The 19,970-nt window shown below is 70.8% G+C and carries 10 protein-coding genes; 5 read left to right on the forward strand and 5 right to left on the reverse strand.

The window, feature by feature from the left end; genetic code table 11:
• Positions 1-13: 13 nt before the first annotated feature.
• From mutS to IPK71_29000, 3 genes are read right to left on the reverse strand one after another with little or no spacing between them, the layout of a single operon-like run.
• The gene (gene mutS / locus IPK71_28990) at positions 14-2,686 is read right to left on the reverse strand and encodes a DNA mismatch repair protein MutS (GenBank protein ID MBK8217782.1); all 2,673 of its coding nucleotides are present in this window, start codon (positions 2,684-2,686) and stop codon (positions 14-16) included.
• 29 nt (positions 2,687-2,715) lie between these two features.
• Positions 2,716-5,790 (reverse strand): hypothetical protein, encoded by a 3,075-nt coding sequence (locus tag IPK71_28995; GenBank protein ID MBK8217783.1) that lies wholly within the window; start codon positions 5,788-5,790, stop codon positions 2,716-2,718.
• A complete protein-coding gene (locus IPK71_29000; protein ID MBK8217784.1) occupies positions 5,787-7,523 on the reverse strand; it encodes a hypothetical protein in 1,737 nt (578 codons plus the stop codon). Before IPK71_29000 ends, IPK71_28995 begins: the two co-directional genes overlap by 4 nt.
• A 199-nt stretch (positions 7,524-7,722) precedes the next feature.
• Between IPK71_29000 and IPK71_29005 the strand changes: the two genes are divergently transcribed.
• Entirely contained in the window at positions 7,723-10,257 is a 2,535-nt protein-coding gene (locus IPK71_29005; protein ID MBK8217785.1) for a beta-galactosidase, read from the forward strand.
• Positions 10,258-10,337: 80 nt separating this feature from the next.
• On the opposite strand, the gene IPK71_29010 is transcribed toward IPK71_29005, so the two are convergent.
• On the reverse strand, positions 10,338-10,508 hold the full coding sequence (locus IPK71_29010; protein MBK8217786.1) for a hypothetical protein: 171 nt from the start codon (positions 10,506-10,508) through the stop codon (positions 10,338-10,340).
• Between the two features lie 152 nt (positions 10,509-10,660).
• Here IPK71_29010 and IPK71_29015 point away from each other — a divergent pair, with 152 nt between their 5' ends.
• From IPK71_29015 to rsmA, 4 genes are read left to right on the forward strand one after another with little or no spacing between them, the layout of a single operon-like run.
• A complete protein-coding gene (locus tag IPK71_29015) occupies positions 10,661-12,028 on the forward strand; it encodes a DUF4350 domain-containing protein (protein ID MBK8217787.1) in 1,368 nt (455 codons plus the stop codon).
• Positions 12,025-12,996 (forward strand): MoxR family ATPase, encoded by a 972-nt coding sequence (locus tag IPK71_29020; protein ID MBK8217788.1) that lies wholly within the window; start codon positions 12,025-12,027, stop codon positions 12,994-12,996. The genes IPK71_29015 and IPK71_29020 overlap by 4 nt, the downstream gene beginning before the upstream one ends.
• Before the next feature lie 36 nt (positions 12,997-13,032).
• Entirely contained in the window at positions 13,033-14,646 is a 1,614-nt protein-coding gene (locus IPK71_29025; protein ID MBK8217789.1) for a DUF58 domain-containing protein, read from the forward strand.
• Positions 14,643-15,509 (forward strand): ribosomal RNA small subunit methyltransferase A, encoded by an 867-nt coding sequence (gene rsmA, locus IPK71_29030; protein ID MBK8217790.1) that lies wholly within the window; start codon positions 14,643-14,645, stop codon positions 15,507-15,509. Before IPK71_29025 ends, rsmA begins: the two co-directional genes overlap by 4 nt.
• A 66-nt stretch (positions 15,510-15,575) precedes the next feature.
• Here rsmA and IPK71_29035 read toward each other — a convergent pair whose 3' ends face one another.
• Positions 15,576-19,616, reverse strand: coding sequence for a zinc-ribbon domain-containing protein (locus IPK71_29035; protein ID MBK8217791.1), 4,041 nt, complete (start codon positions 19,614-19,616; stop codon positions 15,576-15,578).
• Between the last annotated feature and the right edge of the window lie 354 nt (positions 19,617-19,970).

Raw genomic sequence — 19,970 nt, forward strand, 5'->3', positions numbered from 1 at the left:
TTTCGGTCACGTACTAGGCCCCGAGCTCGCGTTTCAGCTGAGCGAGCAGGACGAGGGCGTCCATGGGCGTGAGGGCGTTCGGGTCGGTCGCGCGCAGGCGGTCCACGACGGCGCGCACCTCCTTGGGCATGCCCTCGGGCTCCTTGCCGAAGAGGCCGAGCTGCGGAGCCTCGGCCCGCGCGCGGCCCTTCTTTCGTGGGCCCGGATCTTGGGCACGCACGGGCTCGGGGGACTCTCCGCGCGACTCGAGCCCCTCGAGGATCGCGCGCGCACGCGAGAGCACGAGCTCGGGCAGTCCCGCGAGCTTGGCGCACGCGACCCCGTAGCTCCGAGACGCCGCCCCCGGGCCGACCTTGTGAAAGAAGACGATGTCGCCCTCGTGCTCGCGCGCCGAGACCGAGTAGTTCGCGCAGCCTCCCTGGCTCTCTCCGAGCGCCGTGAGCTCGTGGTAGTGCGTGGCGAAGAGGGCGCGGCACCGCGAGACATCGGCCAGGTGCTCGGCCACGGCCCACGCGATCGAGAGGCCGTCGTACGTGCTCGTGCCGCGGCCGATCTCGTCGAGCACGACGAGCGAGCGGCGCGTGGCCCGGTAGAGCACGTTCGCGGTCTCTTTCATCTCGACCATGAAGGTGCTCTCGCCCTTCGACAGGTTGTCGCTCGCGCCGACGCGCGTGAGCACACGATCGACGACGCCGACGTGGGCCTCCCGCGCGGGCACGAAGCTCCCCATCTGCGCGAGCACCACCGCGAGCGCGACCTGGCGCATGAACGTCGATTTTCCGGCCATGTTGGGCCCGCTCACGAGCCAGAGCCGGGCGCGCCCCTCGCCTTCCGCGCCGTCGGTCGCGTCGAGCCGGCAGTCGTTGGGGACGAACGTGCCCGCGGCCGTGACACGCTCCACCACGGGGTGACGCGCGTCGACCAGCGAGAGGAGGAGGCTCTCGTCGACCACGGGCCGCACGTAGTCGTGTGTGTGCGCCACCTCGGCCAAGGCCTGGGCGACGTCGAGCGCGGCGATGGTCCGCGCCCGCTCACGAAGCACCTCGACGTGCGACGCGAGCGACCGGACGAGCTCCACGTAGAGCTCGGTCTCGCGTGACGCGAGCCTATCCTCGGCGTGCGCCACCTTGTCCGACAGCGCGTCGAGCTCGTCGTTCGTGTAGCGCTCGCCGGTGGCCACCGTTTGTTTGCGGCGCCACGACGCGGGCGCGCGCGCGACGTGGGTCTTCGTGAGCTCGATGTACCAGCCGAAGACCCTCGTGAACTTGAGCTTCAGGCTGCCGATCTGGGTCTCCTCGCGGAGCTTCGCCTCGAGCCCCACGAGCAGCTCTTGCCCGCCCCGCGCGAGCTTTCGGGCCTCGTCGAGCTCGGCGTCGTAGCCGTCGCGGAGCACGTCCCCGTCGCCTGCTTTGGCGCCGGGCGTCTCCGCGAGGGCGCGAGTGAGCAGCTCCAAGGCCTCTTCGCATGGCGCGACCGAGAGCGCCTCGGGCACCTTCGCGCCGAGCGCCCCGAGGGCACGCGCGCTCTTCTCGATCTCGAGGGCGATGCCCGGCAGCTCGGCCAAGGTCGACCGGAGGCGCACGAGGTCGCGCGGGAGGACGCGGCCCGTGAGGAGCTTCACCGCGAGCCTCTCGAGGTCGGCCACGCGCCCGAGACGTGCCCGCAAGTCCGCGCGAAGACCCGGGTTTTCGACGAAGAAGGCGACCTCGTCGAGGCGCGCGCGGATGGTCTCGGTCACGGTCGACGGGGCGAGCAGACGGGCGCGGAGGAGGCGGGCCCCCATCGACGTGCGCGTCTCGTCGAGCTGCGCGAGGAGCGCCCCCGAGGTGCCTCCGTCGTTCGTCCGCACGAGCTCGAGGTGCTCTTGGGTGCTCGCGTCGAGCACGAGCGTTCCTCCGGTGGCCTTCGACACGAGGTGCGACACCGGGAGCTTCTTGCCGGGCTCGCACGACTCGGCGTAGGCGAGAACGCGCGCCGCCGCCGTACGCGCGACGAGGCTCGGCTCCGAGCGCTCGGCCTCTTCGGCGCCGAGGAGGCGCGTCAGCACCGCGTCGCGCTCGACCGGGGACATGGCCGAAGGGACACGCCGCTGCGCGAGCTTGGGGCGCGCGAGGGCGAGCTCGGACGCGACCCCTTCGCACCCGGGACCGACGAGCAGCTCCCGCGGATCTTGGCGCAAGAGCTCCGACAGCGCCGCGCGTGCGTCGGGGAGCTCGCACGAAGAGAGCTCCCCGGTGGAGCCGTCGTACGCCGCGAGCCCATAGACCGCCCCCGAGCTCTCGAGCGCCGCCACGTAGGCGTTTTGCCCTGGAGTGAGCCCCGCGTCGTCGAAGACGAGGGCCGGCGTGAGCACCCGCACCACCTCGCGCGGGACGATGCCCTTCACCGTCTGCGGGTCCGCCATCTGCTCGCAGAGCGCCACCCTGTGCCCCATGTCGGTGAGGCGCTGGACGTAGCTCGCCGCCGCGTGGTGCGGCACACCACACATGGGCACCGAGTCCTCGGCGTTTTTGTTGCGGCTCGTCAGCGTGAGATCGAGCGCCTTCGCGGCGACGACCGCGTCCTCGTAGAAGAGCTCGTAGAAGTCCCCCAGGCGAAAGAAGAGGAGCGCGTCGGGGTGCCCGCGCTTCGCCGTGAGGTACTGCCGCATGAGCGGAGTCTCGGAGGCGTCTCTCTCTTTCGCCATGGTCGTGTCGCCGCGACGGCTCTTCGCCGTCAGAAGAAGTTCGTTCGCCCGAGCGAGACGGTGCGAAGGTCGAAGAGCACGAGCCCCTGCGCCGCACCGTCGACGATGGCCATCTGCCCGAGCGGGCCGATGTAGCGCATGCTGCGCGGGCTCACCGCCGTCGTCGTGGACGAGAGGCTCCGCGTGAGCGGCACGAAACGGCCGCGCGTCGCGTACTTGAAGGTCGTCCCGAAGACCGGATCGGCGCGCCCCACGCCCGAGAAAATCGAAAACGAAAACATGGGGTTACGCATCGCCAACGCCGAGTTTCGGTCAGGGGCGGTGCCGTCCGTTCCGGTGGGCCGCGGGATGGTGATGGCGCGCGCGTTGAGGAGCTGCACGCGCGACTCGCACGACTGCACGCAGCGATCGTCCTTGGCGCGCACCACGTGGTGGAGAAACTGCACCGGGGACTGATCGCGCGACTCGCCCTTCGTCATCCACTGCATGCCCGTGCGCACGCGGAAGCGCGCTTGGTTGTGGAAGCAGCACTTGGCGAGCGCGAGGCTCTTTTGGTTCGTCGCCTCGGCGCGCACGGCCACGCGCGGCGTGAGGGCGTCCTTCGCGTAGAACCGCGAGACGCGCAGCTTGCCGTCGTACGCCTCGAGGATCGGGAAGTGGCGGTTCGGGTTCGGGAGCGGCTCCGGGTTCACCTCGGGCGGCGGCTCGAAGTCGCCGTCGAACGTCTGGTTGCAGACCGCGAAGCGCTGCGTGGCCGACGCCTTGGCGAGATCGCCCGTCCAGCAGGCCTGGTCCTCGAGCCAGTACGGATCGGTCGGCGGGAGGAGGTCGTCGACGATCTCGACGTAGTCGACCACCCGCTGCGACAGGTTCGGGGGGACCGGGAGGCCACGTCCGCCGAGCTCGGCGGAGAAGGCGTCGACACGCGCGCGGCCCTGGTCGAGGTCCTCGACGCCGTGCGAGCAGAAGTGCGCCCCCTCGGCCGTGAGCGTGAGCGACTGGAAGTCGTCCTCGGTCGCCAGGGTAGCGAGGGCGCCGTCGAGCGTCGGGATCGAGCCCTCGAACTGCGTGACCCACCCTTGGTCGACGACGACCGTGGGATCTTCCTTCGAGAAGCCCACGAACCCGAGCGGTTTCTGTTTGTCGTTGCGGACCTTGTCGAGCTCGTCGAGGGACGCGAGCGCCACTCCCGGGGCCACGATCTTGGGGTTCTCGCGCCCCTCGGCGCCGTTCAGCGCGAGCGACGTGTCGCCGCGCGACGTGAGGCGCATCTGCTGGATGTAGGGCGCACGCTCACCCGACTTCACGTCGGCGAGGTAGTACTCGGAGCGTGCCCTGTGCGGCGCGCTCACGGGGAAAAACACCTCGCCCGTGACCCCTTCCGCGAGAGGCGCGTGGTACGGGTCGAGGTCGCCGGTGGCGGGCTGCGGCGGAGTCGTGGCGCTCGGCTGCGAGGTGAGGTCGCGCGGGCGGCGGCACGGGGCGTCCCAGTCGTCGACGTCGAGCGTGACCACGCGACCGTTCGTGAGCGTGGCGATCGCGAAGACGCCGCGGAGGCGCGCGGGGCCGAGCAGATCGAGGCGCAGCGCGGGGTCCTCGGACAAGAGCAGCCCCGCACCCGGCGACTGGGCGGCCTTCGGGTTCGGGTTGCATAGCGCACCCGACACGAGCGGACGACCGCCGATGGGGGCCTCGTGGCGCGCGAACTGGACCGAGACGACCGGCGCGTCGAGCTCGATGCGATCGAGCGGCTCGAACGGGTTCGATTGCGCGTTGGGGCGCGTCAGCGGATAGCGCGACGTCGTGCCCTCGCGGGACACGTCGAACACCATGATCGAGCCTTGTTTCTCGTCGACGGCGTAGAGATACCGCCGGTAGTCGCGCGTCTCGGGGCTGAGAGCGAGGCTCTTCACCGTGACGAGGCGAGACGGATCCTGCAGGCTCGTGGCGACGAGCGACGGGAGCTCGACCGGTGCCTTCGGGTCGGACACGTCGACCACGTGGATCACGGGCAGCTTCGCGTCGGCCACGTAGAGGCGCGTGCCGTCTTTGACGAAGCGGGTCGCGCGGCCCTTCTCTTCCTTCAAGGACTCGGCGAACGAGAGCTTCACCGACGCGGGCGTGCCGTCCGGCTTGGTCGCCGCGTCGAAGCACGCCTTGGCGAACGGGAGGCGCTCCTTCGAGGACTCGCCCGCGGGGAGCGGCCCAGGGTCGGGGAGCTTCGCGGCCTCGGCGCGGTACTTCACGCCGTCGTCCCACTCGGGGCCGCGCGGGGCTTCGGCGGGCACGGCGTCCCCCCCCGAGAGCTCGATGACACCGAGCACGGGGCACGACCCGAGCGACCCTCGGCCGACGAGAGGTCCGGCGTACCCGTCCTTCGGGGCGTCGAAGAACGCCCTCGCGTCCATCGTGACAATTTTTGAAGGATTTCCAGCAGTTCCGGGCAAGAGCACGGCGACCGTGGCCTCGGAGAGCGCCTTCTTCGAGCCGGCGATGCCGTCGTCCCGGAGGACCGCGACCGACGTGGGCGCGCTCGGCAGCGAGCACGACGGCCACGACGCGAGCGTGGTCTTCTCGGCCGGGAACAGCCAATCGCCGAGCATCTTGCGGGTCTCGATCGCGTAGAGCGCGGCTTTGTTCGGCTCGGCCGACGTGACGAACGCGAGCTCGCCGTCGGGGGTGGCCGCGATGTCGCGCGGGAGGCTGCCCACGGTGAGGAAGTTGATGCTCGGCGAGACGCGATCGTGGTCGACCACGTAGCCGCCGGTGAGATCGGCCACGGCCACCTCGCCGCGCGAGGTCTGCGTGACGAGGGCGTAGAGGTGGTAGGCCCGGAGCTCGCCGGCGCCGGTGGTGATCGCGTCCTCGGCCGAGAGCGCCGTGCACTCCGAGAGCGGCGCGGGCTGGGGCGGGACGTACGACCCTTCGTCGCGGTCGCGCACCTTCATGCACACGACGTCGAGCTGCTCGGGGCGCTCGAACGTGCGCACGGGGTTGTTCGGCGGGGTCTGCGAACAGCTCGCCGAGAGCCCGGAGAGGCCCGCAGCGCCGAGCGCGAGCAGGAGGGCCGCGCCCCGGCGGAGGAGAGTCCGACGTTCGTTCACTTGACGCCCTTCGGCAGCGTGGGCTCACCCACGGTGAAGACGACCTTCTCGAAGGTGTCTTTGTTGGAGACGGAGTTGTCGAGGTCGACGACCTGGATGGCCGACTTCGTGAAGCTCGCGACGTAGGCGAACCGGTACTTTCTCACGGGGGTGTCGCCGAGCGCCGGCACCGAGACGTTCTCGGTGGGAACGCTGTCACCGACGGCGACCTTCGCGAGATCGAACGGGTCGAACGCCATCGCGAAGGGCCCGGCCTCGACGCGGATGGTGTTCTCGAGCTCGCGCGTCTCGGGATCGATGACGAAGATCGACGACGCGTCGAAGCAGACGACGAACACGCGGAGCACGTACTTTCCGTTGGCGTCGACGATGGGCGCCAAAAACACCTTCGACGGGCCCTGCGTGAGCGGGATCGAGTCGTAGAAGGTGAGCTTCTCGGGGTCGAACGCGTCGATCGTGTCGTTGCCGACGTCGCTCCCGAGCTCGCCCACGAGGAGCGCGGCCGGAGAGCGGTTCGCCACGAAGACTCGGAGCGGCTTCCGCGCGCAGGCGACGAGGTCCTTCGCCACGTCGGCGGCGGGGCGGCCGTCGCGCTTCACGCGGGCTTTGCACGCGACGCGGGTGCTCGGATCGAGCACGATGCCGCGCGAGTCGGTGCCGCCCGCGGCGATGGTGAGCGGATATGCGCGCTCGCGCGACAAAAAGGGCCGGCGCAGGGTGGAGGCGACCCCGTCGGTCTGATCGGGATACTCACGAAGGAGCCCGATCTCGGCGACGAGGCGGCTCGTGCCCAAGAACGCGGGCTTCGGGATCTTCCCCGCGGCGAAGGCCTCGCCGTCATACGGCACCGACACGATCGACGTGCCACCCGTACGTACGCCCTCGGCCACGAACTGCACGGCGGGGCGGTCGCAGGGCGGAGCGCCGTTTTCGCACGTGTAGGGGAGGCCCGTGGTCACGAGCGTCGCCTTCGTGTCGTTCTGGTGGGTCACCACCATGGACGAGCCGTCTTGGCCTTGTGCGAGCCCGAACGGCTCGCCCGGGAGCGTGAGCTTTCGTGTGTTCTGCGGCTCGTTGTCGGGGTTCGGCCCGGTGAGGTGGATGGCGTCGCAGCGGGCGTCGACGCGGGTGCCGCAATCGAGCTTCGTGGGGTCGCCGGCGCCGAGGTCGCTGTCGACGTCGACCCAGAGCACCGCCGCCGAGCCACGGAGCGGCGCGAAGAGCCTGTCTTTGGCGCGAGGCCCGAGGCGCGCCTGGCCAGCGGGAGGGTCCAGCGTGGCGCGATTTCGGCTGATTTGCAGGTCGGTGCCGAAGGCGCCGATGACGGCCGCGTCGCGCACGTAGGCCGAGGCGACCACGGGAGGCGCGCACGACTCGCCGAGCGGGCGGGCCGTCCCGTCCTTGCGGACCCCGGGCAGCGAGAGCTCGGCGCACGAGAGGGTATCGGCTCCCTCGGGGCGCTCTTCGGGGCGGGCGAGCGGGAGCGCGGAGTGGTAGGGGCGCGCGATCGCGAGCAGCGCATCGCGCCGGATGGCGGTGAGGTCGAGCGACTGGATCGTGCCGCCGTTGTATTGCAGGTCGAAGTCGGAGTTCAGGGCGTAGAGCGTCTTGCCGCCGTGCGACACGGCGAGGCCGACCGGAAAATAGAGGCGGTCGAGGGGCGGCGAGGACCCCTGCCCGGTGGCGTAACAGTGGGTCAGCGAGGGCGCGAGGGCGGCGAGGGCGACCCCCACGGCAGCGCCAAAACGCCAACCCTTTCGGGCACTTGGCGCTACTTTTTTGCCGGAGCCATAAGGAAGACGGGCCATCTCGCGGCGGAGCCTAGTCAGGCCGGCCGATGGAGTCGAGCACCCTCTATGCAGGCGTCCGCCGCGCGGGGGCACCCCGAACCTTGCCGAGGCAGCATCCCTGGCCGCTGCTACTCTCCGGAGCATGCGTCACGTCATGGCACTCGCCGCGCTCGTGGGTCTCGGTGTCGTCGCCGCGTGCGGCTCGGACAGCCCCGCCGAACCGCCGCCCGACGGTGGCCCAGGCCCCGACGCGACCACCACCGTACCGCCCGGTCCCGGCCCCGACGGAGGCTCAGGCGACGCCGGCCCATCGGGCCCTCGTGTCGAGGTCAAGGGAGGTGAGCTCGTCATCGACGGGCGCCCCACGGTGCTCTACGGAGGCGATGTCCCGTACTTCCGCGTGCGCGACAAGGGCTACGACGCGGCCAAGACGCACGCCATGTGGGCCGACACGTTCGCCAAGATGAAGCAGGCGAACATGAACACGGTCGGCTCGTATTTCCCCTGGGACTACCACGAGACCGCGGCCGGCACGTGGGACTTCGCCGGCGCGCGCGACGCGAAGAAGTTCCTCGAGCTCGCCTGCCAAGCCGGAATGAAGGTCGTGGCGAAGCCCGGGCCGCTCATCACGGCCGAGTGGCCCAAGGGCTTCGGGACGTTCGGCGCCGTGCCCGCGTGGTGGAAGGCCGCGCACCCCGGGAGCCTCGTCAAGAAGGCGAACGGCGACACCTTCAACTTCAGCCCGACCGGCGACGCGACGCAGACCCAGCCGACGTTCCTCGATCGCGACTACCTCGCCGCCGTGGGGGCCTGGTACGACAAGGTGCTCCCCATCCTCACACCCTTCATCGCCTCACGGTGCGTCGTCGCGGTGCAGATCGACAACGAGACGAACCAGTACTGGGCGAACCGCTACGGCGACGTGGACTACTCGGCCCCGTCCCTCCAGCACTACCGCGCGTTCCTCGAGCGAAAGTACGGCGGCAGCATCGCCCGGCTCAACACGCTCTACGGCACGACGTACGCGGCGTTCGCGAACGTGACTCCCCCGAGCGACGTCCCCAAGGCCGAGAAGGACAACGTGGCCGCGCGCGACTGGTACGAGGCAGGCCAGGCCTATTCACTCGAGTACCTGAAGACGCTCCGCCAAATGATCGAGGCGCGCGGCATCCGCGAGCCCGACGTGATGTTCTTCACGAACGACTCGCCCTTCGGCCTCCCGCTCCGCAACGTGCTCGTGCACGACGCCGCGATCAAAAACCAGGTGGGCCTCTGCGGCACCGACCTCTACCCGAAGCAATTTCCCACGAACGGCGAGATCGTCGATCAGCCCTTCCAGGTCGACTACTTCACGAAGCTCTACGGCGAAGGGGGCAAGCTCTACACGCGGGACGCCCAGCGTTACACGTTCGGCGCCGAGCTCCAGGGCGGGTTTTATTCGTTCCCGCTCGGCATCAAGCCCGAGGTCTCGCCCGAGGCGACCGACCAGCTCCTCGCCAAGTCGTTCGGTCACGGCATGAAGGGCGGCAGCTTCTACGTGCTGCGCGGCGGCTACAACCTCGACGACTCGTCGTACGACTTCCAGGGCGCCATCGGCATCGACGGGGCCCTCCGCCCGCGGTTCGACGTGATGAAGCGCTGGGGCACGTTCACCCACGATTTCGAGGCCGATTTCTCGTCCAGCGAAGAGATCGAGGACGCCGTGACCGTGCTGAACGACGGCGCCTATGCGGTACCGCAGGCGGGCACGAGGGACGACATGCAGGCCCTCTACGCGGCCGAGTACCCCGGCGTCTTCGGGTGGCTCGTCACCTCGGGCTTCGACCCGAAGGTGGGGGAGCTCTCGCGCGCCGACTCGGCCCTCGCCGGGCAAAAGGCCGCCGTCGTCATCATCCCGGACATGATCGACGACGCCGCGGCCGACAAGCTCGTGGCCTTCCACGCGCAGGGCGGCGCGCTCGTCGCCATGCTGACGCCCGGGCTACGAAACTTGCAGGGTGCACGCTCTCCGTCGGTGCAGAAGCTCGCCGCGCTCTTCGATGCGCAAGAGACGGGCGACTACTCCTGGCTCGGGGTGGGGCTCCGCTCGGGCGACACGAACGTGAAGCTCGCGGGGGCCGAGGGCACGACCAAGACCTTCTGGCATCAGAGTTATTTCACGCCCGCCGCGGGCGCCACGCCCCTCGTGGTGGAGCGCACGGCTCCGCTCGGCAACGACGGCCGCACCGTGGCCTTCTCGCGCACGGGCTCGGGCGCGCCGCGTGTGCTCTTCGGGGCCCACTTCGGCAGCGTCTTCAACCACGACTCGTACTACCGCGCGGACGACGCGGATCTCACGCGCAAACGCGCCCTCATGCGGCACGTCATGCAGCTCGCCGGAGTGACCCCGGCCCTGCGGGCGACGGGCCTCCGCGAAGAGGCCTGGGCGCGCCTCTCGCGGGACAAAAAGCGGCTCTTCGTGTTCGTCGTCTCGGGGCACGACGCCGGGACGACCCGGGTGGAGCTCCTCGACGGGGGGAGGCTCGGCCTCGCGCCGTCGGCCCGCTACACCGTGAAGAACGGCCTGACTGGCGTGGTCTTCCCCTCGAAGACCGGGGCGGAGCTCCTCTCGGGGGGCATCGAGGTGCCTCTCGCGAAACACGGGACGGCCGCGCTCGTGATCGAGCGGGCGCCCTGACCCGATCGGACCTTCGAAAGACGAGCGGCCGACCCCTCGAGCGTAAGGGATCGGCCGCGATGCCATCGGGGTGGGAGCGTTCACATCTCGAGGATGACGACTCCGCGGTTGGATTCTTCTTCGGCCACGCCCTCGCTGCTGCGGGGAATACGGGGGCGTGGGATAGGGAGCTCGAGGACCGGCTGCTCGTGCCGTGCTCGCTCTTGTTCTTCGCGTTTCCGGATTTGCTCGATGATGAAGGGAGGGAGCATGGGGTCCTCCAAGCGCGGGGGGGACGACCGACACCGCGAACCTAAGGCTACCTTTTCAGGCTAGCAATGGGCAACACCTGGTCAAGCACCCGAGACGGGCCCCAAAAAACGGCGTTTCCGGGTGTACTCCCTTGATAACGTTCGGCTCCCACGTGTCTTCCCCCCTGCCCCCAAGCTCGACGGTCCCCGTCGGCGCGGCGTTTCGCGCTGCGCGGGCGCTCGTGGGTGCGCTCGTGCTCGTCGTGCTCGCGCTCGTGCCCTCGTCCGCGCGCGCCGGGAGCCCGTTCGACCTTCGCGGCGTCGACTGGGAGGGGTGCTCCGAGCTCGTGCGCCTGGCCCGCGCCGAGGTAGGGCAGAGCCACGTGGTGGTGGCCGACACCCTCGACCTCGCCGCGATCACGCCGGTCGACGCGGTCGTCATGCTGCACCCCGAGAAGGTGGTCGACGCCGCCGAGCTCGCCAAGTTCATGCACGCGGGCGGGAGGGTGCTCCTCCTCGACGATTTCGGCAAAGGTGACGGGCTCTTACGTCACTTCGGCATGGAGCGGGTCCCCCTCCCCGACCGGCCCGCCGAGATGCTCCGAAAGAACCCTCGCCTCGCGCTCGCCGAGCCCGCGAGCGCGCATCCCGTCGTGGCCGACGTGCAGCGGGTGGTGACGAACCACGCGACCGGCATCAAGCACCCCGATCTCTCACCGGTGCTCAAGGTCCGCTCGGCCGACCCGAACGGCGCGGACGTGCCCGTGGGCGTCGCCGGCGCGGTGGGCAAGGGGCGGCTCCTCATCCTCTCGGATCCGTCGATGGTCATGAACGCGATGCTCCGGTTCGCCGGCAACAAGGCGCTCGCGAAGGGCCTCGTGCACTACGCGCTCGACGACGACACGTGGGGCGCACGAAACGGCAAGATTTACCTCGTCGCGGGCGGGTTCTCGTCGCGCGGAAAGTTCGGCGGAGGCGACTCGGAGGTCGACCAAGCGCTGAAGGCCCTGCGCGAGCTCGTCGACGGGATCCGCACGCAGGGCATGCCACCGGCCATGCTCTTCACGCTCGCCATCGGGGCGGGCCTGTCGGTCGTCGTGTGGGTCGCCACCCGCGCGGCGAAGGTGCACAAGCCGCAGATGCCTCGCTTCACGCGGAAGCTCGGGCCGGTCGGCCACGGCGGCGTCGCAGGTCACGCGGCGGTCGTGGCTTCGCCCCAGGCGTCGCGTGTGCTCGCCATGCTGGAGCTCAAACACGCCCTCGAAGAGGATCTCTGCGCGGCCCTCGGCCTCGACGCCCTGCCCCCGCAGTCCGAGCTCGTGGCCATCGTGACCCAGAGGCGCCTCCTCGACGCCTCGGGTCTCGCCGCCCTGCGCGCGCTGCTCCTCAAGATGGCCACCGTCGAGACGACCGTGCTCTCGCTGAAAGGCGGCCTCTCGCCCGCGTACAAGGATCGTGAGCTCACCGAGGCATCGGCCGTGGTGAAGCGCATCGTGCAAGAAGTGGAGCGCAACGTGTCGGAACAAAAGGCGGGCGCATGAGCACCCAAGTGTCGTCGTCGGAAATCTCGGCCGCCAAGGAGCGCATCGAGGAGCTTCGCCGCGAGATCCTACGCATCTACGTGGGCTCGAGCCGGGCCCCCGACATGATGCTCGTCGCGATCATGGCGCGCGGGCATGTGCTGCTCGAGGGCGTGCCGGGCGTCGCCAAGACGACGCTCGTGAAGGCGTTCGCGTCGGCGCTCGGGTGCTCGTCTCGGCGCATCCAGTTCACCCCCGACCTGCTCCCGGCCGACATCACCGGCACGTACGTGCTCTCCCCGAAGGACGGAACGTTCTCCCTCCGCGCGGGCCCGATCTTCGCCAACGTCGTCTTGGCCGACGAGATCAACCGCGCGCCCGCGAAGACGCAATCGGCGCTGCTCGAGGCCATGCAGGAGCGGCAGGTCACGATCGAAGGCGACAGGTTCGAGCTGCCGGCGCCCTTCCTCGTGCTCGCCACGCAGAACCCCATCGACCTCGAGGGCACCTACCCGCTCCCCGAGGCGCAGGTCGACCGCTTCCTCGTCCGCGTGCCGATAGGTTACCCCACGGCGCGCGAAGAGGCGCACATGTTGAAGCTCCACGGCATCGACGCGCCGACCGTGCGGCCGCTCCTCACGGCCGAGGACGTGCTCCGTCTGCAGCACCTCGCGGCGCGCATCCACGTGGACGACGACCTCCTCGAGTACTGCGTGGCGCTCTCGCACTTCACGCGGGCGCACCCGAAGGTCACGCTCGGCACGAGCCCCCGCGCGACGCTCGCCCTCGTTCAGGCCTCGAAGGCCAAGGCGCTCCTCGAGGGGCGCGCGTTCGTCGTCCCGGAGGACGTCCGCGCCGTGGCGACGAGCGTGCTCGCGCACAGGCTCGTGCTCTCGGCCGAGCTCGAGGGAGACTCGCGAGCACGCGAGCAGATCATCGAAGAGTCGCTCTCCAAGGTGGGCTACCGCCGAGGAGCGCGGCCGGCCTGAGAGGCCCGACCGAAGGCTCTCGATTCATCGCACACCATGCAACTCCACCCCACACGACCCGCATTTCACGTGGCGCTCGCCGGCGCGGCCATGGTCGTCGTGGGCATCGTCGGCCGCGAGGCCGCGGTGTGCGCGTTCGGGGGCGCCATGGTGCTCGCCGTCGCGCTCGGGCGGGTGCTCGCACACGCGACGGTGGCGCGGATCCGGTCGTCGGGGTTCGAGATGGTGTGGACCACGGCGCGGCGTGTCTCGCGTGTGGCGCGCGGGGGTGAGCTCGTGCTCGAGGCGGAGCTGCGAAACCGCGGCAGCGACGACGCGCGCGCCGTGAGCCTCCGCCCGATCGTGTCGAGCATGCTCTCGGCGGAGATGGATCCCCAAGCGATCGAGCTCCCCGCCGGCTCGCGCGTGCGCCTCGACGTGCGCATCAAGGCGAACCGCATCGGGCGCTGGGGCGTGCACGGCGTGGCCCTCGAGGTGCGCGGCACGCCCGGCGGAGGCGAAGGGCTCTACGAGGTGCCGCTCCTCTTCGCGAACCCCCACGGCGTCGAGGTGCTGCCCCCGCGCCTGCTCGCGGCGATCGAGTCGCCTCGCGGCGGCCGCTCACGGAGCCTGTCGGTGCGCGGGCGCGCCGGGAACGCGCGCGGCGAGAGCGACGAGCTCCGCGAGCTCCGCGACCACGTGCCCGGAGATCCGTTCAAGCGCATCGCGTGGAAGGCGAGCGCGAAGAGGCGGAAGCTCGTCGTGCGCGAGATGGAGCGCGAGGAGCGCGACGTCGTGTGGCTCGTGGTGGACGCCTCGGTCGAGCTCTGGGCCGGCGCGCCTGGCGTGGCGCCCCTCGACGCGACCGGCGACATCGTCGGCGCCCTGGCGACGCGCTACCTCACGCGCGGCGACCTCGTAGGCATGGCCGTCGTGGCCTCGCGCGTCCGCTCGTGGGTCCCGGCCGAGGAGGGCGCAGCTCAGCTCGGGCGCATCGCCGCGGCCCTCGCGAGCGCCGCGAACATGACCGACTCCGACCGCAGCGAGCTCGACGAACAAGAGGTCGCGACCCGCGTGGCGGAGCACGCGCGCCCCCTCGACGCAGGAGGCCTCGCCGACGTCGCGCGGGGCAACCTCGACGCGCTCGCGGCCAAGGCCGACGCCCTGCGTTCGCGGGCACCCTTCGTCCCGAGGCCTCCGTTCGCCAAGACGTCGCGCGAGCAGCGCCTCCGCCACTACTGCGCCGCGTTCGGGATCGAGCTGCCGCCCAAGCTCGAGGGCGAACGTGACGCGACCGACCGCGAGCTCGGTCGTGCCCTCGAGCGGCTCCTGACCGAGCGGCCCGTGCCGAGCGTGGTGCACGTCTTCGCCCAAGCCCCGATCCCGGACGGCGCGACCGAGCGCGCGCTCGTGAAGCTCAAGAAACACCGCGTCGACGTGCAGTTCCACCTGCCCGACTTCGACGCGAGCCTCGCCGACGTCGCCGCGTCGGCTACGGAGCGTGAGGTCGGCCGCATGGTCGCCGAGGCCGTTTCGACCCGCGTCCGCGCCGGAAAACGCCGCGCCGAGAAGCGCCTGCGTACCCTCGGAATTCGTCTACGGCCGGTCAAGGTGCGCTCGAAGCCGAGCGAAGAGCCCGAGCCCATCGTCAAAGAAAAGGCCCGCTCATGACCGCGCAAGACCCACGAAATATTCTTAAACATCATGGCCTTAGCCCCAAGAAGAGCTTCGGCCAGAACTTCCTCGCCAACGCGGGCGTCGTGGCCAAGATCGCCGAGGCGTGTGTGCCCGAGGGCGAGCTCGGCGGGGCCAGCGTGCTCGAGATCGGCGCGGGGACCGGCGCGCTCACGGCCGCGCTGCTCGCGAAGGCCGGCCGTGTCGTCGCGATCGAGCGGGATCGCGACCTCGTGCCGGTGCTGAACGGGCTCTTCGCCGCCGAGGCCGAGCGTGGGACGTTCCGGCTCGTCGAGGCCTCGGCCGCCCACACCGACCTCTCCTCGCTGCTCGCAGAGCTCCCCGAGCCTCGTGTGCTCTGCGGGAACTTGCCCTACCAAATCACCGGGCAGCTCATCGAGCTCGCCGTCGGGCTCGCGCCGAGCCTCGCGCGAGCGGTGTTCATGGTCCAAGACGAGGTCGCGGACCGGCTCGTCGCGTCGCCGGGCACGAAGGACTACGGGGCGCTCACCGTGTTCACGCAGGCGCGGTTCGACGTGGTCCGCCTCTTCCGCGTGGCGCCCGGGTCGTTCCATCCCCCTCCCAAGGTGACGAGCGCGGTCGTCGCGCTCACCCCGACGCCGGTGCCACGCGCCATCGAAGACCAGACCTTGCGCAGCGTCGTGAAGCTCGCGTTCGCCATGCGCCGAAAGACCCTCCGCAACGCCTGGGCCGCCCTCGGAGACGTGGTCGACGGGTGCGCGGCCGAGTGCGGTATCGATCTCGGACGGCGTGGGGAGACCCTCTCGGTCGAGGACTTCGCGCGCTTCGCCCGAGCCGTCGATCGTGCACGCGCGGAGAGACGCGCCGCCCCGCCCTGAGGTGGGGCACCACGAAATAAGTCAGTAGGCTCGGGGAGTTATCTCAACCGACCCGACGTACTCCCGTCACTCGGGCACGGGTCCGCCGAGCTGCTTGAGCGCCCGGATCGCGTCGGCGCGATCGGGCGACGACGAGGGCGCGAGCTCCAAGAAGCGCTTGTAGCTCTCGATCGCCTCGGCCTTCTTTCCGGTCTTGCGCTGCGCTTCGGCCGCCGCGAAGGCCGCTTGGTAGAGCCAGCCCGGCCGAGGCGCTTGGAGGCCACCCTCGGTGAGCGCGAACGTGAGGTGCCCGACGGCCTCGGCGCTCTTCCCCTTTTCGAGGAGGAGCGAGCCGTAGCGGTAGCGCCAGTACGCGTTCTTGGGGATGGCGGTGGTCGCGATGGCCCACTCGGCGAGGGCCGCGGCGTCGTTGTTTCCGTGCTGAAGGATCTCGGCGAGCGTGGCGTGGGCCTCGATGCGGTTCGGCTTGAGCTCGAGCGCCTTGCGGAGGTCCTTCTCGGCGTCCTTCACGGCGGCCTGCTTGAAGTTCACGATGCCGCGCTGCCAGTACGCGTCGGCCAAGGTCGAGTCGAGCTCGAGGGCCCGATCGATCTCTTTCCTGGCGAGGCCCACGTCGGGCTGCGTGGCCTCGTTCGCCGCCCAGGCCACGTAGAGGTGGTACTCGGCCCGGTTCGGATCGAGCTCGGCGGCGCGGCGGAGTCGCGGCATGGCGGCGGTCGTCTGGAGGCCACCTTGACGCAGGTACGCGCGACCGAGGAAGTGGTTCGCCTCGGCGCTGTTCGGGCGCTGTTCGAACACCTTGGTGAGCATCTTCACGCCCTCTTCGGTCTGCCCGATGACGACGTAAGCTGCGCCCACGCGCAGCATGAGATCGAGATCCGTGGGCGCCTTGGCGAGCGCACCTTGGAACTGGTCGAGGGCTTTTTGTACGTCGCCCGACTCTTCGAAGAGCATGCCGCGCTCGAGGGCGAGGCCGGGGTACTCCTTGTCGACCGCCGCGACCTTCTCGAGCGAGGCGCTCGCGAGGTCCATCTTGCGCATCTTCCGGTAGGCCTGGCCGAGGCGGAAGTGCGTCGCGATGTCGTTCTCGTTCTTGGCGAGGGCCTTCTGGTAGTGGCCGATCGCGTCGTCGAACTTGCCCTGCGCCGCGAGCACGTCGCCGAAGGCACGCTGGAGCGCGGGGGTGTCGACGAGCTTGCTCTTCGCGAGCTCGAGCTTCTGGAGCGCTTCGGTCGTTCGCCCCTGCGCTGCGAGGAGCTTGGCGAGGGCCGCGTACGGCTCGACCGCGTTCGGGAGGGCCGGATCCGCGAGCGCGATCGCGACGTTGTACTCGCTCTCGGCCACGGACTTGTTTCCGAGCGCGTCCTCGGCCTTGCCGAGCCAGAGGGCGACGGCCATCTCGCTCTTGAAGGTGCTCCGCGCGGCCGTGAGCTGGGTCTTCGCGTCTTGGAGGCGCTCGAGGGCGATCTTGGTCTTGGCGGCGCCGCACACGGCGTCGACGTCGTCCGGGCTCTTTTGGACGGCCTCCTCGAAGCGGGAGATCGCCTCGGTGTAGCGACCGTCGGCGTAGAGGAGCTCGCCCTCGCCGATGAGGGCCGAGGTGTTGCGGGCGTCGAGCTTGCGCGCCTCTTCGAAGGCGGTGCGAGCGTCGCTCGCGCGGTTGGCCGTGAGCATGACCCACCCGCGAAGGGAGTACGCTTGGGAGAGCTCACCCGGCGACGCGTTCGGCTTGGCCACGCCGTCGACGATGACCGCCAGATCCTTCAGCGACGCGGCCTCGTCGCGGTGGAGAGACCACGCGAGCCGCGCGCGCGCGAGCAAGGCGCCGACGTGCTCGGGCGAGCCCTTGAGCGTCGCCTCGACCTCGGCCTCGGCCTTCGCCCTGTCCTTCTTGAGGAGGTAGGCGCGCGCGAGCCCGAAGTGCGCGCGAGGCGAGGCCCCCTGCCCTGCCGCCGAGAACGCGGAGATCGCCGCGTCGGCGTTCTTGGCCGCGAGCTCGAGCTCGCCCCGAACGAAGCGGATGTCGTCTTGCACGGGGTCGTTCGGGTCTTTTTTGGCGGCCGCGTCGAGGAGCGCCCGGGCCTCGTCGTACTTGCCGGCCACGGCCTCGCGGGCGCCCTGGGCCGCCGAGAGGTAGGGCACGTCGGTCTTCGCGGGGATGGTGCCGAGGAGGTACGACGCCTTCGCGGCGTGCTCGGTGACGATGCCGAACCGAAGCTCGACGGCGTACTCGGTGAGGGCCGCGTAGGCCGCGAGCTGCCGCGCACGGGGGTTCTTCGCTTGGGTCGCGACGAGGTCGGACGCGACCTTTCGCGCGTCGCCGTAGACGTCCTTCGCGAGCGACGTGCGGGCCTGCGTGGCAGCCTGCTGCGTGGTCTTCTTGTATTCGCTCGAGTGGAGCGCGTCGCTGATGGCCAGGTAGCCGAACGCGCCGTAGGGAGTGGCCTGGAGGGCGGCTCCCCCGATCACGAACAAAGCCAATAGTCCTGCGATGATACGAGGGGCCCTCGAGCCCCCGCTCCCTTGCGCCGAGCGCGTGGGTCGAGCGCGTGGTGGAGGCACGCTCGGGTTCGCCGGATCGGCCCCGAAGCCGCCGCTGACGGCGGGACGTGGACCGCTCGCTCCGGGGAGGAGCGCGTCGGACGACATGTCTCCTCCGCCGCCACCCCCGCCGAGGTCGACCTCGCCGAAGCCGACTCCGCCGGCCGAGCCTTGAGAGCCGCCGCCGATGTCGAGATCCCCGAAGCCGCTCCCGAGCGACTGCTGGGCGACGGGCAGGTCGATGTCTCCGAAGCCGCCCATGGGCATGGGGAGGTTCGACTGGGACGGCAGGAGACCCTGCCCTTGCGCCATCGAAGGGAGGTAGTTGCCCTGAGAGGCGGAGGGCAGGTTCGCTTGCCCCGGGAGGAGGCCCTGTTGATCGGCCGTCGCCGGCAGGTAGCCCCCTGGACCGGTCGCCATCGGCAGTCCCGCGCCTCCGGGCATCGGCAGTCCCGCGCCGCCGGGCATCGGCAGCCCCGCACCGCCAGGCATCGGCAGCCCCGCACCGCCGGGCATCGGCAGGCCTGCGCCGCCGGGCATCGGCAGCCCCGCGCCCCCGAGGCCCGGAAGATCACTCATGAGGCTCGGCAGGTCGAGCTCGCCGAAGCCAAAATCTCCGCCACCTCCGCCTCCGCCGCCATGCACCGCCGGGAGGCCCGCTCCGCCTCCCGCGACCGACGGGAGACCCGCTCCGCCTCCGGCGACCGACGGAAGACCCGCTCCACCTCCGCCCACCGACGGGAGACCTGCGCCGCCGCCATGGACCGCGGGGAGGCCGATGTCGCCGAAGCCCCCGACGTCACCGAACCCGCCCGCGTGGGGCGCGGGAGCGGCGGCGGGCGGCGGTGCGGCTTTCGGCATCGGCAGACCGGCAGCGGGCCCGAGCGCGGCCGGCAGCCCCACCACGTCGCCGATGTCGCCGAACGCCGGGGGCGCGGAGGGAGCAGGCGGAGGGGGCGCGGGCGCGACGGGCGCGGCCTTGGGGAACGAGGGGGCGGGCCGCGCGACGGGCGCCGGGAGGCCGACACCCGTAGGCTCACGGACCTCGCCGAACTGCGGCTTCGGCGCCGCCGGGAACGGTGCGGGCGCCGCCGCGGGCTTCGCCATGGGGAAGTCGATCTCGCCGAACCCGCCGACGTCACCGAAGCCCGGGAGAGCGGGGAGATCGTCCTCGACCGAGCCGAACCCGTCGAACGAGGGGACCGGGGGAGCCGACGGGGCGGCCGCGGCCGCTGCCGGGGCCGGAGGCGGCGCGGCCACGGGCTTCGCGATGGGCGCGGGGCGCTTCGCCGGCGCACCTTTGGCGGGAGCCGGGAGGCCCGCGTCGGACGCGAGCGCGGGCAGATCGATGCCATCGAGGGCGCCGGTGAACGACGGGATCCGCTGCGGACCCGCGGGAGCCGCAGGCGCAGCGGGAGGGGGCGCGGCGGCCGCGGGCTCGTTCGGGTTTTGCACGACGAACGAGTGCCCGCACTTCGGACAACGCATTTTGAGCCCGCCCTTGGGGACTCGGCGCTCGTCGATCTGGTAGGGCGCCTTGCAGGACTCGCACTCGACTTTGAGCATGGCTCCTCGTGGCCGTCGAACGATCGCGCGCGGCCGGGTTCTACGACCGTACCACAGTGCGAAGGCACCTCGCAGTTTGCGACGAGGGCCATGAGCCGTCCCCCGCCGAGCCCGCCGAGCCCACCGAGCCCACCGAGCCGGGACGGACCGGGCCGGGGACGGACGGGGCCTTTTGCACCTCGCGCCCGCGCCGGCTGGAATCAGCGCTCGCGCATCGCGCGCCCTCGTCATAGCATTCCGTTGATTTTCTCCCGTCCCCCGTCGGGGACTTCCAAGGGGCGTCGGCCGCTCCCCCGTCGGGGACTTCCAAGGGGCGTCGGCGCCGCATCCCGACCACCTTCGTTCCGATCCTGC

Source organism: Myxococcales bacterium, from assembly GCA_016712525.1.
Lineage (GTDB): Bacteria > Myxococcota_A > Polyangia > Polyangiales > Polyangiaceae > JAAFHV01.